Genomic DNA, 16207 nt, shown 5'->3' with positions numbered 1-16207 from the left:
CTCATGAAATCGAATTGACGCCGGGAAGTGTCTGCACGATGTAATCACCCTGCTCACGCAAGATCTTCACACGCTTATAGACGATGTGGATGGGTTTGGGTTTTCGGAGTTGACGCTCGTACTCATCGTGGTCGGCAAACGCGCCGTAAATCCGCGGAACTAACCCCTTTTCATAAAAGATCCGAAACGGGTTATCTCCGTCATCGTAGACCAGGTGACCATTCTTCAACTCGGTCTTGTTCTCGCGCAATTGAGCATCTCCCGCAAATTTAAACGCAACGTCATTTAACTGCTTGTGCTTCGACAAGGCTTCTCGCGCCTCTCGGGTGATGTCCACCACAACAGCATTGCGCTCAAAAGCGAACAAGAGCAGGCTGCCTGTACCGTTCAGCGCACAGACCTCGTCGATCTCGTCGATGTAGCCGAGCTGAAGCAACTTTTGATAATCCTCTCGATCTTTCCAATCCGCCACACTCGCGCCGTGGCGCAATTGAGCAAATGCCTCGTAGTGCGCCGCTACCAAGCTCGTGTCCAACTCGACCGGCAGCGGATGCATCACGAGAATGGAAGAGCTTTGCTCATACTTGTAGATCAACGGCAATCGGTAAAGGAACGCCATCGCCGAAGTGTACGGTGTGATAGCCTTGTATCCCGAGGTGACGTTCACAAGCACCCTGGGATCGTTCGGGACATTCGTGCAATCCCATTCGACGATCCTTCGGATTCTTTCCAACAACGAGGGCAGTCCGCGCTGCAGAAACGCGGTGCTGTCATACGGATCCAGCCCGTCAATTCGGTCTTGGTTCTCATTGAAGATGCACTTGCCACCCATCTCCTCCGTGACCTGCTGGATGGCCTGTGCCGCGACGACCGCCGCCTCGGAACTTGGTGCAAGAAGATGATGCACGATCTCGTCTTTTTGATAAGCCGGCAACCTTTGCACCCCAGAACAGATGGACATCTCAACCGACATATTTGGATTGTTTTTTATTTTATTTACTAATTTTTGAATCTCTTTCTTGTTCTGCTTCTCCGGCGGGATATCCTTCCACACCGAAACGCCAACGATTGAAATCAGGCGACGCGTCTTCGACACGGTCGCTCACCCTCTTCCTTCCACGGTTCACCTGGTCGCAAATCCAAAATTCGACGAGAACAGACGAAAATCCTTCCTCTTGTCGACAACATTTTCTGATTTCGGCTCGTTCTGTAGCCCCATGAGATTCTCCTCCCGCTCCCGCGCTATAATGAAACCGTTACCGAATCGAGGTGAGGAGCATGAATCGCAACTGGCTTCGTATCCTCTCCATTGCCATTCCTGTGGCATGCCTCGTGGTCTCGGCCATCACGGCGCGCTGGGGCCTTCTGTTTCTCTGCATCACCCCGGCGTTTCTCCAGTGGGGCTTTGGCATCGGCGAGCGCAAGCGAAAACAGGGGGATGATCAACAAAACCCGCCCTGGGGCGGGTCATGAACGCCGATGTTTTCGTCTCGCTCGATCCGTCTCTGCACTTCTCCAGATCCAAAAGCCCAGCATCGCGAGGCTCAGAAGTTCGAACAAGGCTTGCATGATCCACACCTCGCAAGGAAAGGATGGCGCCCCGTGGGCAACCGGATCCCTCTGTTTTACGCCGTGACGGCGCTGTATTGGTTTTCCACCTACACGTACGTGCCGCTTTTGTCCCCATACATCATCGCCATCGGGGGCTCACTCAGCCTGGCGGGCATGGTGGTCGGCTCCTACGGTTTTTCGCAGATGCTCGTGCGGGTGCCCATCGGGGTCTGGTCGGACAAAATTCGAAGCCGCAAGCCGTTTGTCATCGCGGGCGGCGCCGTCGGCATGCTGTCGAGCCTCGGCTTCGCCGTCACACATTCGGTGCTTTGGGCCCTCATCTTCCGCCTGCTTGCGGGCATCGCGGCCGGCTGCTGGGTCGTCTTCACTGTGCTCTACGCGAGCTACCACCAGCCCCACGAGGCGCCGAAAGCCATGGGCATCCTCAGCTTCTACACGTCCGTCGGACAACTCGCGGCCTCCACCCTCGGCGGCGTGATCGCGCAACGCTTCGGCTGGCACGCAGCGTTTTGGCTCGGCGCCGCCGGTGGACTCGCGGCCACACTGCTCGCCTGCTTCGTCGTCGACAAGCCTCCCGAGCGCGATCACGGCGGCATCCGCGTCGCCGACATGCTCGCCGTCGGGCGGGATCGCATCGTGCTCGGCGTGTCGTTCCTCGCAGTTCTCGCGCAGGTCGTGACCTTTACCACCATGTTCGGCTTTACACCCGAACAAGCCACCCATCTCGGGGCGAATAAGGCCGATCTGAGCTGGCTCACCCTTGCAGCCACGCTCCCGAACGCTATCGCCTCGTACTTCAGCGGCAGCCTGTTCTCGCGCATGGTGGGCGAGCGGAACGTGGTGGCGAGCGGGTTTGCCATCGCGGCGCTCTTTACCGCGGCCATTCCGCTCTGCCACGCCCTGCCGCTCCTGTATGTGACCCAGGCCGTGAACGGGTTTGGCCAGGGGCTTTGCATGCCGGTGCTCATGGGCCTCGCCATCCGCCACATTGACGCGGGCCGCCGCGCCACCGCGATGGGATTCTACCAGGCCATCTACGCCGTCGGCATGTTTGGCGGCCCCGCCGTCGTCGGATGGCTGGGCGATCACGTCGGCCTCAGCCGCGGCTTCCTCGCCGTCGCCCTGACGAGCGCCTTCGCCTGCGCCCTCACCTACGCGCTCGCGCCCGGCCGGGCGGCACCTCACGTCGTCACGCGCTCCAGCTGATCGCGCAGCGTGTTCACGTCAATAAAGTGCATGCCCGCCACCATGCGCAGCTCCGACGCAATGAATCCGGCCGTCGACAGCACGATGAACTTTTTGCCGCGAGCCCGCAGGAGTTGCAGGGCCCGCTCGAAGTCGCCGTCCCCGCTCACGAGAATGGCCATGTCGTAATTCTCGATGGTGTTGAACATGTCGAGCACAATTTCAATGTCCAGATTGGCCTTCCTCGTGATGCTTCCATCTTCTTGCACGATCTCCTTAATCTCTTTCGTCACGATGGAATAGCCGCTGTACGCCAGCATGTCGAGGTACTTCTGCTCTCTGACGTCGCTCGGAGAACTTCTTCCTATATAGTAGAACGCGTCCACCAGTTCGCCCTTGCTCTTGGCCCACTCCAACAACTTCTGCGCGTCGATGGTCCACTTCAGCTTGTCTCGCTGCATGTAGTAGTAATTCGCGCCATCGACGAAGAGCGATACTCTCATCTCCCGATGACTCCTTTTCTCTGGTTGGCTCGGCGCTGCGAATCGCACCCAAACGTCACTCGCCTTGCGCGATCACGTCGGCATCGGTTCCATGGCAGAAGCAAACAACGTTTCGTGCACGGCGAGCAGCGACGCTCCGATGGCCACGGCGTGCTGACTGCCCACGCGCACCGGAATCTGCTTATTTTGCAAAAGCGCCCGGTGTTTGATGACGCGCTCCACCTCGGGCAGCACGAACGTGGCGGCGCGCGCGACACTCCCACCGAGGATGATTTCGTCGGGGTTGAGGAGGTTCAAGAGATTGGCAATCCCAAGCCCCAGATACTGCCCGAGCGAATGAAACGCGCGAATACACGCGCGGTTGTCGTTCTGAGCCTGCTCCAGCGCCTGCTCAAGCAGCGAGTCGCGCGGGTTGAGCGCGGCGACGTCGGCCCCGGCCTCGCGCAGATACCGCATCAGCCCTCGCTCCGAAGCGTACTCTTCCCAACAGCCGTAGCCGCCACACATGCACGCCGATCCCATCGGGTTGATGGTCATGTGTCCCGCCTCGCCAGCGATGCCGTCCCTCCCGCGATACAACTTTCCTTCGATGACGATCCCGGCCCCTATCCCAAGCCCCATGTTGACAAACACGAGGTTCTTGAGCTTCATCGCCTGCGCCATGTATTCGTTCCAAGCCCCGCAGTTGGCGTCGTTGTCGACAAACAGCGGAATCTCCACGCTGCGGCCGAGATCGGCGCGGATGTCCCATTCTCCCACAAACACGCTCGGAAGATAGTACAGTGCGCCGCTGCGGAAGTCGACCATGCCAGGAAACGCAAGGCAGGCGCCAAGAAGGCCGTACGGGCTCGGCGGCGCGGCGGCGATCGCCTTTTGGAGCTCCTCCTCAATGGCTTCAAGCAGCACGGCGCGCACGTCCGGCGCTTCGGCAAGCCCCAGCGTACGCACCTGGCGATAAACCGGTTCGCCGCGGATGTTACACACGACGGTCGTCATGTGCGACAGTTGGACATCCACCCCGATGGCATACGCCGCATTGGCGTTGAAGCGAAGGAGAATCGGCTTGCGGCCGCCGCTCGACGATCCGTAGCCTACCTCGAGCACGAGCTGCTCCGCGATGAGTTCATCCACGATATTGGACACCGTGGCCTTGTTCAGCCCGGTCATCTGTGAAATGTCGATGCGCGAGGTGGTCCGCAGATCGCGAATCAGCTTGAGGACCGTGGCGCGGTTCATTCGGCGCATCGCCGAAGCGTCGACGTTGGCGTGCAAACCTCGGTCACCCCTCGAATGGCGGCCCTATGCAGTCCCGAAGCGGACATGAGTCCGTCTATTGCAAAGCCCCGCGGAATGCCCTAGCATGAAGGTCATAGAATGCGAGAATGGCACGTTACGTATCAGTATACGCCGTCCGGCGGTTGAACAGAAGTGGGACGGAGGAGGAGCCCGCTTGACCCTGTTTCGCAAACTCGTCATCCTGTTCAGCGTCGTGATCCTCGGCACCCTTTCCGCCACGCTGACCATTGTCTATATTAAGAGCCGGCAGAGCATTATCGACCTATCGAAGGAGAAAGCGGTTTCCATCGTGCAGACGATCGACTCTGCGCTCCTCAGCGACGTCCCGGATTACCAGTTTGAGTCCGTGTTGCTGAATCTGAAGCGGCAGAACCCGGATCTCGTTTCGTTTGACATCTACAAACTGAACGACTTTCTGTACGACATCGCCTCCACCGATCCGCACCGCATCGGCAGCCAGGCGGCGCCTTCGAGCACGATTGCGCTGGGAGAGCGAAAGATTCTGACGTCCATCCAGGGTTCGACCATCGATCTCGTCGTGCCGCTGACGGGTTACGCGGGCATGCAGTACAGCGCCAACGTTCGTCTGTCCATCGCCTCCGATCTGGCTTCCCTGAAGGGCCTCCTGACCGACATCCTGGTGGCGGGTGGGTGCGCCTTGCTCGCGGCCGTGGCGTGCGCGTGGCTCTTTACCAGGCAGGTGCTATCGAAGCCGCTCCAGTCGATGATGGACGCGGCCAACGAGATCGCCGCAGGCAATTTCTCCGTGACCTTGGACGCGTCACGCCGCAAGGACGAACTCGGAAGCCTTGCGCGCGGCTTCGAACGCATGGCACGCAGTCTGCAGCAGCTGGTGTCGCAAATGGGCGAGACCGCCGAGGAGCTGTACAGCGACTTCAAGCAACTGATTGAAAACGGCGATTACACGGCCCACGGCGCGCTGCACATGGCGGACGTGCTGCAGCATGTGCGCGACGGGATCGAGCGGGTGATGGCCAATGTTCGCCAGTTGGACGGGCAGATGGCCGAAGCGGCCGCCCATGGCGAGACGGCTCGGCGGAACCGCGCCGCGGAGCCGGACTTCGAACCCATGCAACGGACGGTGAGCCGCCTCATGGAGGATCTGAACCAGGTGATGCGCGATCTCGACGGCCTCTCGACAACGGCGCGCGGACAGCTGTCGGCCGTTCAACAGGTGAACCGAACGGCGGGGCGGCTGAGCGAACGAGCGAGCGAACTGCACCAACTGATGGCGAGTTTCGAAGTGTAGGAGACGGAGGGGGATCGATGGCGCAGCGGAGATTGGGATGGGTGGCTGGGTGGAGTGCGCTGTGCTTAGGACTGGCGGGCTGCGGCGCGCCCATTCAGAGTGTAACACCCGCGCCTCGCCCTGTGTCCGAGACACAGGCGGACCGAGATGTTCAGATCTTCAGCTGGTGGACGGCGAAAGGCGAGACCAACGCGCTCAACGCCCTCATCTCCGTCTTTCGCGCCCGCTATCCGCGCGAGCACATCGTGAACGAAGCCGTGGCCGGGGGCGGCGGCGACAATGCCAAGGCTGTCCTCGCGAGCCGGATCACCGCGGGCGATCCGCCGGAGACCTTTCAGGTCCACGTCGGGCAAGAACTGATGGTCTGGGTGAAAGCCGGCAAGATGCAGCCGCTCGACGCCTTGTATCGCGAACTGGACCTCTACAAGGTGTTGCCCAAAGCCGTGATCGACGGCGTGACCTATGAAGGTCACGTGTATGCCGTTCCCATCGACGTGGAGCGGGGCAACGTGCTTTGGTACAACGCGCGCGTGCTGAACGAATACGGGCTGAAGCCGCCTCAGACGTTCGATCAGTTGCTCGCGGACTGCAAGGTCCTGAAGGCGCACGGCGTGACGCCCATCGCGTACGGCGATCGGGATCAGTTGGGATCCGTAATGCTGTGGGAAGACGTGTTGCTCGCCACCGCAGGCCCGCAGGTGTACAACGGCATCTGGAACGGATCCGTCCCCCTCACATCACCCGTCGTTCGCAGGGCCTCTGAAGATTTCCTGCAACTGTTGCCTTACACCAACGCCGATCACGCCCAGTTGTCCTGGGACGGCGCATGTGCGCTCGTCGCCTCGGGTCAGGCGGCCTTCGACGCGATGGGCGACTGGGCCAAAGCGTACTTCCTGGCCAGCGGCCTCCGAGAGAACAAGGACTTCGGATGGACGCCGTTTCCTGGGACGAGCGGCGATTTCGAATACGTCATCGACACGTTCGGCATGCCTAAAGGATCGAAGAATCCCCAAGGCGCGCTCGATTTCCTGCGCGTGGTGGCTTCGCGAGACGCGCAGAAACAATTTAATTTATGGAAGGGATCCATTCCACCTCGGATGGACGTCCCGTTGACGGGCTTCGACGCCTACAGCTTGGCGTCGGCCGCGGCGTTCCGCAAGGACGCGCTTGTCCCGAGCCTGGCCAACGGAGAGGCTGCCAATCCTGCGTTTGAGCAGGCGGCAGCCCAGGCCATCACGATGCTGATCAACACGGGCAATGTGAGTCAGTTCATGCAACTCCTCAAGCAGGCCGACCTGGCCAATCCGTTGCCGTGAAGCACCGAGGGCAAAGTCGCATCACCCCACGGGTACGCGGGATGTCTTCGCGCGGATGGGTGCATACGGACAGTCGTCCGTGTCGAGCGTGGCCCGCGTGAGCGCTTCGGCGTTCGCCCGCGCGACTTCCGGCGAGGTCACCCACGTCTTGTAGAAATCGAACGGGCACTCGCAGACGCCGCGATGGCCGTCTCCAGAATACAGGTAGCCGGCGTATCCTCGATGCAGCAGCTTGAACAGATGGTTTTGCGCCTGAGCGGTTCGCCGGAACTCGCGAATCTGCGAGATGGAGATCTCCGCATACTGGACGCCGTACTCCTCCGTCCCGCATTCTCCGAGTGTCCGGCCGTCGAAGCCGATGATGGCCGAATGGCCAAAGTAGGCGTAGACGCCGTCGAACCCGGTGGCGTTCGCGACGGCGACGTAACAGTTGTTCGCCCAGGCCATGGCCTTGGCCATGAGGATCTGTTGCTCTTTAGCGGGATACATGTAGCCCTGAGGCCGCACGATGAGTTCGGCCCCCTTCATGGCGCAGTCTCGCCAAATCTCGGGATAGTTTCCGTCGTCGCAGATGATGAGGCTGATCTTCAAGCCCTTGGGTCCCTCGGACACGAACGTTTCATGGCCCGGATACCAGGGCTCAACGGGCGTCCACGGCATGATTTTCCGATACTTCTGCACGATCTCGCCGCGATCGTTCACCAGAATGGCCGTGTTGTACGGCCACTTCCGAGGGTGTTCTTCGTGGCGCTCCCCCGTAACGGAAAACACACCCCACACGCCGTGCGCCCGGCATGCGTCACACAACACGTCGGTCTCCGGGCCGGGGATGGAAGCGGCCGTCTCAAACATCTCCTGCTCGTCGTACATGATGCCGTGCAGGCTGTATTCGGGAAAAACGACGAGATCGAGCCCTGGATAACCGAGCTTCAAACCCCCGATCATGTCGGCGATGTGCCTGGCGTTATCCAGCACCTCCTCTCGCGTGTGCAACCGGGGCATCTTGTAGTTCACGACCGCAATGCCAACGGTGTCTCGACTGCTCACGATGTCTCCATGCCGCATGATTCAGTCCCCCTCAGACCTCGTGATATCTTCACCCGTGCACGTGCCCCAACTGCCAGGGCCGCCCTGAGCTCGCCGCGGAGTGGCGATGGCCTGCATGCGCCCTGTGCGAAGGAGCACTGTCTCGAACGACGCACATGGGTTCCCCTGCCCCGCCAGACGGGCGCGCGCCGCGAACAGGCGATGGAGCGGCACCGACATAAAAGGATGTGAACTGGCGAAGAGCCATCATGCCGCAGTACGGACAGCGCGCGGCAGAGCGCGCCTCGTTCATGGGCAGGTCGCGATCGAACGTTCCGCAGGTTTCGCACGCGAAGCGGTAGGTCGGCATCCTGGGCTCATCCTTTCGGGCGAATGTCGCGGTCGAAGATGGCGGTGGGGATGGCGAGCGTACAGCAGGCGTTCGGGACGTCGACGATGCCGCTGATGCGCCCCTCGACGGGAGCCACGCCGAGCAACATGTAGGCCTGTTCGGCCGTGTAGCCGAAGCGCTGCAAGTATTCGATGGCATTGAGGCATGCGCGTCGGTAGGCCACGTGCGCATCCAAGTACAGCTGCTCACCGGTCCGCTCGTCCACTGACACACCCCAAACACCAAATATTCCGAAAATCTAGGTTCCATGGGCCCTGGCTCAAACACCGGGTTATGGACAATCCCGTATTTCGCCATGCCGCCTTTGATCACGTCGACGCTCAACTCGATCCAGCCGCTCATCTCGATGGCCCCACAAAACGTGATTTCGCCGTCGCCTTGGCAGAAGTGAAGATCGCCGACGGAAAGCTTGGCGCCCTTGACAAACACGGGGAAGTAAATCCGGCTCCCTTTGGACAGGTTCTTGATGTCGCAGTTGCCGCCGTTTTCGCGGGGCGGGACCGTGCGAGCGGCTTCCTTCGCGACGCGATCGAACTCGGCGCCGCGCAGCGTGCCGAGCACCGCACTTCGGGGATCCGGCAGATTGGCGAGCACAGGCACTCGATTCGGGTCCTTGGCCACGAGCTGCCGCTCGCGGGCGTTCCAGCGGTCCAAGAGTTCCGCCGACGGCGCCACGCCGATGAGCCCTGGATGAATCAGCGATGGGATGCGGACTCCCGGCACGTGGCGGCTCACCGCGTAAATCCCTTGAAACTCCCAGATAGACTTGAGCGCCTCTGGAAAATAGTCGACGAGAAACCCGCCGCCGTTCTCCCGCGCGAAAATGCCGTTAAAGCCCCATTCCGCGCCCGGAAGCGGCCCCATATCCAGCAAGTCCACCACCAGCAGGTCGCCTGGCTCGGCCCCATCCACGTAGATGGGCCCGCTCAGGACGTGCACTCTGCACAGGTCCACGTCGCGGATGTCGGACGGATCGTCGTTGTTTTGAATTTGCCCGTCGGTCCAATCCTTCATCTCGATGCGAAACACGTCACCGGGTTTGACATTGACGACCGCAGGAATGTCGGGGTGCCAACGGTTGTGCCCCGGGACCTCCTGCTGATCCATCGGTTTGGTCAGGTCGACGCGAAAGAGAACGTCCGACAATCTTACATTCACCCCACTCCATCGTGATAGTACAGCCTCATTATTGCTTTTCGAGCACACAGGATGTCAATGTAACTTACTTAACATTCACACATGATAACGTTTACTCCTTGATTAGCGTCAATTTGTATTACAAAAAAGGTTGCTTGAGCCCGTGGAGGCGTGATACGGTTCAAAACACAGACAATTTTGATTTCAGAGGAGTTTGGAGGGGTTTCGATGTCCGTACTGCAACCTGAACGCGGGCGGCCCACGCCCAAGCGCACCTTCAATCGCTGGGTGCAAAATCCGGTCCTCGAGGACTACGCGCTGCGGTACGCCCCCAAGTCGTTTCGCCGGTGGAGCGAGTGGACGGTCATGAACTCCGCGCTTGGCGGGATCGCCTACATGGCCGATTTCGCCATCGGCGGCTCGGTCGTCCTGGCGTACGGATTCGCGAATGCCGTCACCTCCATCTTGGTCGTTGCCGCCATCATCTTTCTGACAGGCATTCCGATTGCGTACTACTCCGCGAAGTACAACATCGATATGGATCTTCTCACGCGAGGCGCAGGCTTTGGATATTACGGGTCCACACTGACGTCCTTGGTGTACGCGTCGTTCACGTTTATCTACTTCTCACTCGAAGGATCCGTCATGGCCCAGGCACTCGAGGAATTTTTCCACATCCCGTTGCCCGTTGGCTACTTGATCTGTTCTTTGGTCATCATTCCGCTCGTGATGTTCGGCATGACCGCCCTCTCGAAGTTGCAGGTCATCACGCAACCCGTCTGGCTGGTGCTGATGCTCGGCCCGTTTGTCGCCATCGCGCTCCGGGACCCGTCGGCATTCAACCAATGGACACACTTTGGCGGCGCTTCGGCTTCGGGCAGCCACTTCAGTCCCATCGAGTTCGGACTCGCCGCGGGCGTCACCCTGTCCCTCATCGCGCAAATCGGCGAACAAGTGGACTATCTGCGTTTCATGCCAAACCTCACGCCGCAGAATCGCGGCAAGTGGTGGTTGGCCGTCGTGCTGGCGGGGCCCGGGTGGGTCATCCTGGGCGCCATCAAGCAGCTCGGTGGATCGCTTTTGGCTTCGTGGATTGCACCGACCATGGGGACAAAGGCCGCGGACGAACCTATCAACATGTACACACAGGCGTTCCACGTCGTGATTGGCAACAGCTACGCAGCCCTTGCGCTTGCGACATTCTTTGTTCTTCTATCGCAGATCAAAATCAATGTCACCAACGCGTACTCTGGATCACTGTCGTGGTCGAATTTCTTTTCCCGCATCTTCCACACGCATCCCGGGCGCGTGGTGTGGCTGTTCTTGAATGTCGGGATCGCCCTGGGGCTCATGGAGGCCGGCGTTTTCGGCTTCTTGAACACGGTGCTCGGATTCTACTCGAACCTCGCCGTCGCGTGGATTGGAGCCGTGGTGTCGGATCTCGTCATCAACAAGGGGTTGCTCAAGATCAGCCCCTCGTACATCGAGTTTAAGCGCGGCCACTTGTACAACTTCAATCCCGTCGGATTCGGTTCGATGATCATCGCGGCAGGCGTATCCATCGCAGCTTTCTTCGGCGCCTTCGGCCCCATCCTGCAGGCGTATTCGCCCTTTCTCTCGCTGGTCCTTGCGTTCGTGCTCGCGCCGATCATCGCGATCATCACTCGAGGCAAGTATTACATTGCGCGGGAAAACACCTTCGAGAAGTCGGATCGTCATCACGAAACCCATCGGCACGCCGAACTGCCAGGTGAATTCACCTGCGCGTGCTGCGGATTTGACTACGAAAAGATGGATATGCTCTATTGTCCCTTCCACAAAGCGCCCATCTGCTCCCTGTGTTGCAGCCTGGAGAGCGCGTGCCACGACATCTGCAAGGCCGGTCACGTGCACTGAGCATGGTCTCTCGCCAACATCAGCGGCAGCGGTCACCGTTGCCGCTTTTTCGTGCGCCGTCCATTCTGGACCTCAAAGCCCTCTCGAGAGGCAAACGAGAAAAAGCTTGTCTCCACTGCGCACATCTTGGCTATACTTAGGCTAAGCAAGGTCGATCTCGGACGCGAAGCCCGCAGGGAGGGATGACGAATGATGAAGAAGCCGTTTACCGCCGGGTCGTTTGCGATTATCTATATTTTGGTGGCCGCCATCATCATCACGGCACTGATGGTTCACCTGTCCACGCACCCGGGCATGGTGTTGACCGTGGTCGCGCTTCTGACCATCCTGCTTCTCGTCTATCGGATGCGCACAACGAGCGGTTTTACGCAGACAGTGCACGTCGCGCTGATTGTGCTCATCGCGGTCGTGAGCCTGTTCATCATCGGCCTTGGCAACGGTGGCACCCAACTGTGGTTCTCGACGATGTACGGCGTGTTCGATCTCCTGCTCATCCTCGTAGAGGTGGCGTTCCTGTCCTCGCGCGAGTACACCTGAGGTGCTCGCGCTCGGGCCAAGAGTGCGTTTGAGACGCCAAGTCTTCGCCGGTTCGTCTATTGACGAAATGGCAGGCCCGTCCTTAAGCTTGAGATGTCGCACGTTGTCTACAATTGTCGTGGTCGTGGGACCATCACATCTGTCGCAAAGCGGGTGCAAACGTTGAACTTCGAGAACCAAGGGCTCACACCGTGGCTCCGAATTATGCGAGACGGCGAAGGCTTGGATAGCGCAAGCACGGATAACATGACCATCACGCTGCTAGCGACGTACGATGGAGTCGAACTCATCTGGCACGAGTTGAAACAATTTGGTTTGATGGGGTTCAACCCCTCCTCTTCTGCCAAGGCCTTCGAAGGCATTGTCGTGCTCAAGGGCACTCTGCGAGTGAGTTGGTACGACCATACGGAACTCGTCGGGCCAGGTGCAACTATCGCTATGTCTCCAGTAGAGGATGCAGTATGTGTAATCGCTATGGAAGATACTGAATTCGTGTATATATCATCAATACCACTCTTCCAGGCATACAAGCAGTGGGTCGAATTGTTCCACAAAATGGCTACCGAAATTGCAGAGAAAGATGGATATACTGCATCTCATTGTGAGAGAATCCGAAAATACTCTGTTCTCACTGGGTGCGAATTGGATCTCCCCGCCCGTGATATGGTATCTCTCAGTTGTGGAGCTCTTTTCCATGATATCGGCAAGATTCGCATTCCTGACGAAATTCTTAGGAAACCTGGTAGACTAACACCTGAAGAATTTGATATTATGAAGATGCATACAATTTACGGGCGAGAAATGATGCAATCTCCGTTGCACCCATTTCTTCATGTAGGGAGTGTCGTAGCGGAGCAGCACCATGAAAGATATGATGGAAGTGGTTACCCCTACGGACTTAAAGGAGAAGACATTTATCTTCCCGCGGCGATAGTGGCCGTAGTAGATAGCTACGACGCAATGACGTCTGAGAGGCCTTATCAGCGACCGAAGTCGAAGCAGGAGGCTGTTGAGGAAATTCGAACATTGCGAGGTAAATTGTACGACCCACGCGTTGTAGACGCGTTTTTAAAGGTCGTAAACAAGTTTGACAGTTTGTGAGGAGGAGTGCATCATGCGGAAAATCAAACAACTGTTGGCGGTAGTCGCGTCGTTTGGTTTGTTTTTGGCTGCATCTCCGGCTGCAGCCAACGCTGCCGTAACTCATGGTACGGCGTCTAGTGTTGTTGTTAGAGATCCTTATCCTGGGTCCTGATGTCATCTGGTGTAATCCTTGCAGCACGCCCCTCCGGGCGTGCTTTTTCATTTCCCCGTTGCATTTCCCCGCCTTTTGCCGTCACAATACATCCACAACCAACTTTCTCCCGGACCCACATCACACCCACAAGGATGGGGAACCATGATGAACCTGGACCATCACGCCCATTTCATCAATCGCGAAGTGAGCTGGTTGCTTTTCAACGAGCGCGTGGCGTACGAAGCTTCTCGCAACGACAACCCGTTGTTCGAGCGGCTCCGTTTTCTCGCCATCTGCGCCTCCAACTTGGATGAGTTCTTCATGGTGCGCGTCGCAGGGCTCAAAGACCAGCTGAAGCTCGGCGTCGGACGCCCCGACAACAAGACCGGCATGACGGCTGCGCAGCAGCTGGCGGAGGTGGCCAACCGCGCCCACGCGCACGTCGGCCATTTGTACCGACTCTGGGCCAAAACGCTGCTTCCCGCGCTTCGCAAGGAGGGCATCGACTTCATCGGCCCCGATCAGCTGACGCAGACGCAGCGCGCACACCTCGAGGAGTATTACCATCATCACGTGTTCCCGGTGCTCACGCCACTGGCGGTTGACGCCAGTCATCCGTTTCCGCTGCTCGCCAACCGATCCCTCAACATCGCCGTCCTGCTCGAGCCCATCGCGGTTCGCCTGCCGCATGAATCGCCCCTGTTCGCCGTTGTCCAAGTGCCAAGCGTCCTGCCGCGCTACCTCGAATTGCCCACCCATGGGCGTAAGCGCGTCTTCGTCCTGCTCGAGGCCGTGATCGAGATGTTCATCGACACCCTGTTTCCCGGGCACACCGTGTTGGAACACGCGTGCTTCCGCATCACGCGGAACGCAGACATCACGGTGGACGAGGAAAGCGCGGAAGACCTGCTCGAGGAGATCGAACGAGAGGTCAAAAAGCGAAATCGGGGTGCCGCCGTGCGCTTGGAAGTGCAAAGTTCGATGTCGCCCGAACTCGTGGAGACGCTGCGCGACTGGCTGGAACTCGAAGCGGAAGACATCTACTCCATCGAGGGGCCGCTGGATCTGACCTTTCTCATGCGATTCTCGGCGTTGCCCGAGTACGCCCATCTGCGGTTCCCGCCCATCTCACCGCAGGTGCCCCCCGATTTCATCGGGGAAAACGGCCTGTTCGAGGCCATCGCCAAGCGGGACATTTTGCTGTTTCACCCCTACGAGTCGTTCGATCCCGTCGTTCACTTCATCCACCTGGCGGCCAACGATCCACAGGTCCTCGCCATCAAGCAGACCCTGTATCGCGTGAGCGGCAACTCGCCCATCGTCCACGCGCTCGCGCGGGCGGCGGAAAACGGCAAGCAGGTCACCGTGCTCGTCGAACTCAAGGCCCGCTTCGACGAAGAAAACAACATCGTATGGGCGAAGAAGTTGGAAGAGGCCGGCTGTCACGTGATCTACGGCCTCGTCGGTCTGAAGACGCACAGCAAGATCGCGCTTGTCGTCCGGCGAGAAGGCGAGCGCATCGTCCGCTACGTCCATCTCAGCACAGGCAACTACAACGACAACACCGCGCGTCTCTACACCGATCTCGGCATGTTCACCGCCCGCGAGGAGTTTGGCGAAGATGCCTCGCTGTTCTTCAACCACCTCACGGGTTTCGCCGATCCGCCCGCGTGGCGACGCATCGCGACGGCCCCGCACGGCCTGAAGGATGCATTTCTGCGCCTGATCCACCGCGAGATCGATCACGCCCGCGCCGGGCGCCCCGCGCGCATCATCGCCAAGATGAACGCGCTCACCGACAAGGACCTGATCCTCGCCCTGTTCGAGGCGTCGCGGGCAGGCGTCGAGATCGACCTGTTGATCCGCGGCATTTGTTGCCTGCGCCCCGGCATTGCCGGCGTCAGCGATCACATCCGCGTGTCGAGCATCGTGGGGCGGTTTCTCGAGCACAGCCGCATCTACTATTTTCTGAATGGCGGCGAGGAGGAGTTCTACCTGTCTAGCGCTGACTGGATGACGCGCAACATGGTGAGTCGGGTCGAAATCCTGTTTCCCGTGTTGCAGGATCATCTCAAGCAGCGCCTGAAACACATCCTCGAAGTCCAGCTCCAGGACAACGTCAACCGCTGGGTTCTCAACCCGAACGGCCAATACGAGAAGGTGGCGCCCAAGCCCGGCGAACCCAAGGTCGCGTCGCAAATGCAGTTTTACCTTGAGGCGTGCGGCGCGGCGGACGAAACCGCCAAGGCCATCGCCGAGTCGATGATCCCGCGGACTCCTCCGCGCCTCGTGCCGTGATCACGGGCGAACCCAGGTGTTCCACCGCTCGTTCCGCGTTCGGAGCATCTGTTCCACCTCGCCGATGGTCTCCGGCGAGAGCGCCTGCATTTTCTCGGCGATCTCGCCATCCATTCGCGCGAGATCCGCGAGCACCGCCTCCTGATCCGCTCGCCCGTGAAACACGTACTCATCCGGCGGCACGGGCGCCGACAGGGCGAGCGTCCTCAACGATTCCACTCGCCGGATGTAGGCCTCCAGCTCTTTGACCGCGGCCAACGCCTCAAGGTTCGGAAAGGGATCTTCGCGCGTCGGCTGCGGAAGCCGTTTGCGCAGCGAACCGAGCTCCTCGCGCAACTGCGCCAAATACGCTCCAAAGGCTCGATCCATGGCATTGTGAAACGCCACCATGCGCTCGCGCAGGCGAAAGCGAGGATCGCGCACATTGACGAACCAGGCGTTCATCCAGCCTGTGAGGATTTGGTTGACCGGGGTGCCAGGAGACACCGCGATCCCGTACCGCATGAGGTCGCTCATCGACAA

General features: G+C 59.5%; 14 protein-coding genes and 1 pseudogene. 8 read left to right on the top strand and 7 right to left on the bottom strand.

Features of this window, described 5'->3' with window-relative positions:
• Window position 1: 1 nt before the first annotated feature.
• Window positions 2–1096, bottom strand: coding sequence for a hypothetical protein (locus tag J3481_RS01495; protein WP_206832158.1), 1095 nt, complete (start codon window positions 1094–1096; stop codon window positions 2–4).
• Between the two features lie 182 nt (window positions 1097–1278).
• Here J3481_RS01495 and J3481_RS01490 point away from each other — a divergent pair, with 182 nt between their 5' ends.
• The gene (locus J3481_RS01490) at window positions 1279–1473 is read left to right on the top strand and encodes a hypothetical protein (RefSeq protein WP_012811559.1); all 195 of its coding nucleotides are present in this window, start codon (window positions 1279–1281) and stop codon (window positions 1471–1473) included.
• A gap of 129 nt (window positions 1474–1602) precedes the next feature.
• Window positions 1603–2778 carry an MFS transporter gene (locus J3481_RS01485; RefSeq protein WP_328702119.1) on the top strand — a complete coding sequence of 392 codons (1176 nt, stop codon included), beginning with the start codon at window positions 1603–1605 and terminating at the stop codon, window positions 2776–2778.
• On the opposite strand, the gene J3481_RS01480 is transcribed toward J3481_RS01485, so the two are convergent.
• The gene (locus J3481_RS01480; protein WP_206832156.1) at window positions 2754–3260 is read right to left on the bottom strand and encodes a LabA-like NYN domain-containing protein; all 507 of its coding nucleotides are present in this window, start codon (window positions 3258–3260) and stop codon (window positions 2754–2756) included. The two genes, J3481_RS01485 and J3481_RS01480, sit on opposite strands and share 25 nt — an antisense overlap.
• A 72-nt stretch (window positions 3261–3332) precedes the next feature.
• Window positions 3333–4532 (bottom strand): ROK family protein, encoded by a 1200-nt coding sequence (locus J3481_RS01475; protein WP_206832155.1) that lies wholly within the window; start codon window positions 4530–4532, stop codon window positions 3333–3335.
• A 178-nt stretch (window positions 4533–4710) separates the two neighbouring features.
• On the opposite strand from J3481_RS01475, the gene J3481_RS01470 reads away from it, so the two are divergent.
• Together J3481_RS01470 and J3481_RS01465 are read left to right on the top strand one after the other, a co-directional pair.
• Window positions 4711–5826, top strand: coding sequence for a HAMP domain-containing protein (locus tag J3481_RS01470; RefSeq protein ID WP_206832154.1), 1116 nt, complete (start codon window positions 4711–4713; stop codon window positions 5824–5826).
• A gap of 17 nt (window positions 5827–5843) precedes the next feature.
• Window positions 5844–7142 carry an ABC transporter substrate-binding protein gene (locus J3481_RS01465; RefSeq protein ID WP_206832153.1) on the top strand — a complete coding sequence of 433 codons (1299 nt, stop codon included), beginning with the start codon at window positions 5844–5846 and terminating at the stop codon, window positions 7140–7142.
• A gap of 21 nt (window positions 7143–7163) precedes the next feature.
• Here J3481_RS01465 and J3481_RS01460 read toward each other — a convergent pair whose 3' ends face one another.
• From J3481_RS01460 to fmdA, 3 genes and pseudogenes are all read right to left on the bottom strand, one after another.
• On the bottom strand, window positions 7164–8207 hold the full coding sequence (locus tag J3481_RS01460; protein WP_206832152.1) for an aliphatic amidase: 1044 nt from the start codon (window positions 8205–8207) through the stop codon (window positions 7164–7166).
• A 31-nt stretch (window positions 8208–8238) separates the two neighbouring features.
• Entirely contained in the window at window positions 8239–8538 is a 300-nt protein-coding gene (locus J3481_RS01455) for an FmdB family zinc ribbon protein (protein ID WP_206832151.1), read from the bottom strand.
• A gap of 7 nt (window positions 8539–8545) precedes the next feature.
• Window positions 8546–9726: pseudogene (fmdA, locus tag J3481_RS01450) on the bottom strand (formamidase).
• 219 nt (window positions 9727–9945) lie between these two features.
• Here fmdA and J3481_RS01445 point away from each other — a divergent pair.
• The 4 genes from J3481_RS01445 (at window position 9946) to J3481_RS01430 (ending at window position 15685) form a co-directional block, all read left to right on the top strand.
• The gene (locus tag J3481_RS01445; RefSeq protein ID WP_206832150.1) at window positions 9946–11613 is read left to right on the top strand and encodes a purine-cytosine permease family protein; all 1668 of its coding nucleotides are present in this window, start codon (window positions 9946–9948) and stop codon (window positions 11611–11613) included.
• A 189-nt stretch (window positions 11614–11802) separates the two neighbouring features.
• Entirely contained in the window at window positions 11803–12150 is a 348-nt protein-coding gene (locus J3481_RS01440) for a hypothetical protein (RefSeq protein WP_206832149.1), read from the top strand.
• Between the two features lie 246 nt (window positions 12151–12396).
• The gene (locus tag J3481_RS01435; RefSeq protein ID WP_236010961.1) at window positions 12397–13251 is read left to right on the top strand and encodes an HD-GYP domain-containing protein; all 855 of its coding nucleotides are present in this window, start codon (window positions 12397–12399) and stop codon (window positions 13249–13251) included.
• 301 nt (window positions 13252–13552) lie between these two features.
• Complete coding sequence (locus J3481_RS01430) at window positions 13553–15685, top strand: RNA degradosome polyphosphate kinase (protein ID WP_206832193.1); 2133 nt, start codon at window positions 13553–13555, stop codon at window positions 15683–15685.
• Here J3481_RS01430 and J3481_RS01425 read toward each other — a convergent pair whose 3' ends face one another.
• Window positions 15686–16201: a hypothetical protein gene (locus J3481_RS01425; RefSeq protein ID WP_206832147.1), complete on the bottom strand. Its 516-nt coding sequence runs from the start codon at window positions 16199–16201 to the stop codon at window positions 15686–15688.
• Between the last annotated feature and the right edge of the window lie 6 nt (window positions 16202–16207).

The organism is Alicyclobacillus fructus, from assembly GCF_017329605.1.
Classification (GTDB): domain Bacteria; phylum Bacillota; class Bacilli; order Alicyclobacillales; family Alicyclobacillaceae; genus Alicyclobacillus; species Alicyclobacillus fructus.
This window is presented reverse-complemented; position numbering and strand designations above follow the sequence as displayed.

Bases quoted from the DNA above. Each gene is read 5' to 3' on its own strand.
- J3481_RS01465 (WP_206832153.1), top strand. From the start codon at position 5,844: ATGGCGCAGCGGAGATTGGGATGGGTGGCTGGGTGGAGTGCGCTGTGC.
- J3481_RS01455 (WP_206832151.1), bottom strand. From the start codon at position 8,538: ATGCCGACCTACCGCTTCGCGTGCGAAACCTGCGGAACGTTCGATCGC.
- J3481_RS01445 (WP_206832150.1), top strand. From the start codon at position 9,946: ATGTCCGTACTGCAACCTGAACGCGGGCGGCCCACGCCCAAGCGCACC.
- J3481_RS01435 (WP_236010961.1), top strand. From the start codon at position 12,397: ATGACCATCACGCTGCTAGCGACGTACGATGGAGTCGAACTCATCTGG.
- J3481_RS01440 (WP_206832149.1), top strand. From the start codon at position 11,803: ATGATGAAGAAGCCGTTTACCGCCGGGTCGTTTGCGATTATCTATATT.
- J3481_RS01480 (WP_206832156.1), bottom strand. From the start codon at position 3,260: ATGAGAGTATCGCTCTTCGTCGATGGCGCGAATTACTACTACATGCAG.
- J3481_RS01425 (WP_206832147.1), bottom strand. From the start codon at position 16,201: ATGAGCGACCTCATGCGGTACGGGATCGCGGTGTCTCCTGGCACCCCG.
- J3481_RS01430 (WP_206832193.1), top strand. From the start codon at position 13,553: ATGAACCTGGACCATCACGCCCATTTCATCAATCGCGAAGTGAGCTGG.
- J3481_RS01460 (WP_206832152.1), bottom strand. From the start codon at position 8,207: ATGCGGCATGGAGACATCGTGAGCAGTCGAGACACCGTTGGCATTGCG.
- J3481_RS01490 (WP_012811559.1), top strand. From the start codon at position 1,279: ATGAATCGCAACTGGCTTCGTATCCTCTCCATTGCCATTCCTGTGGCA.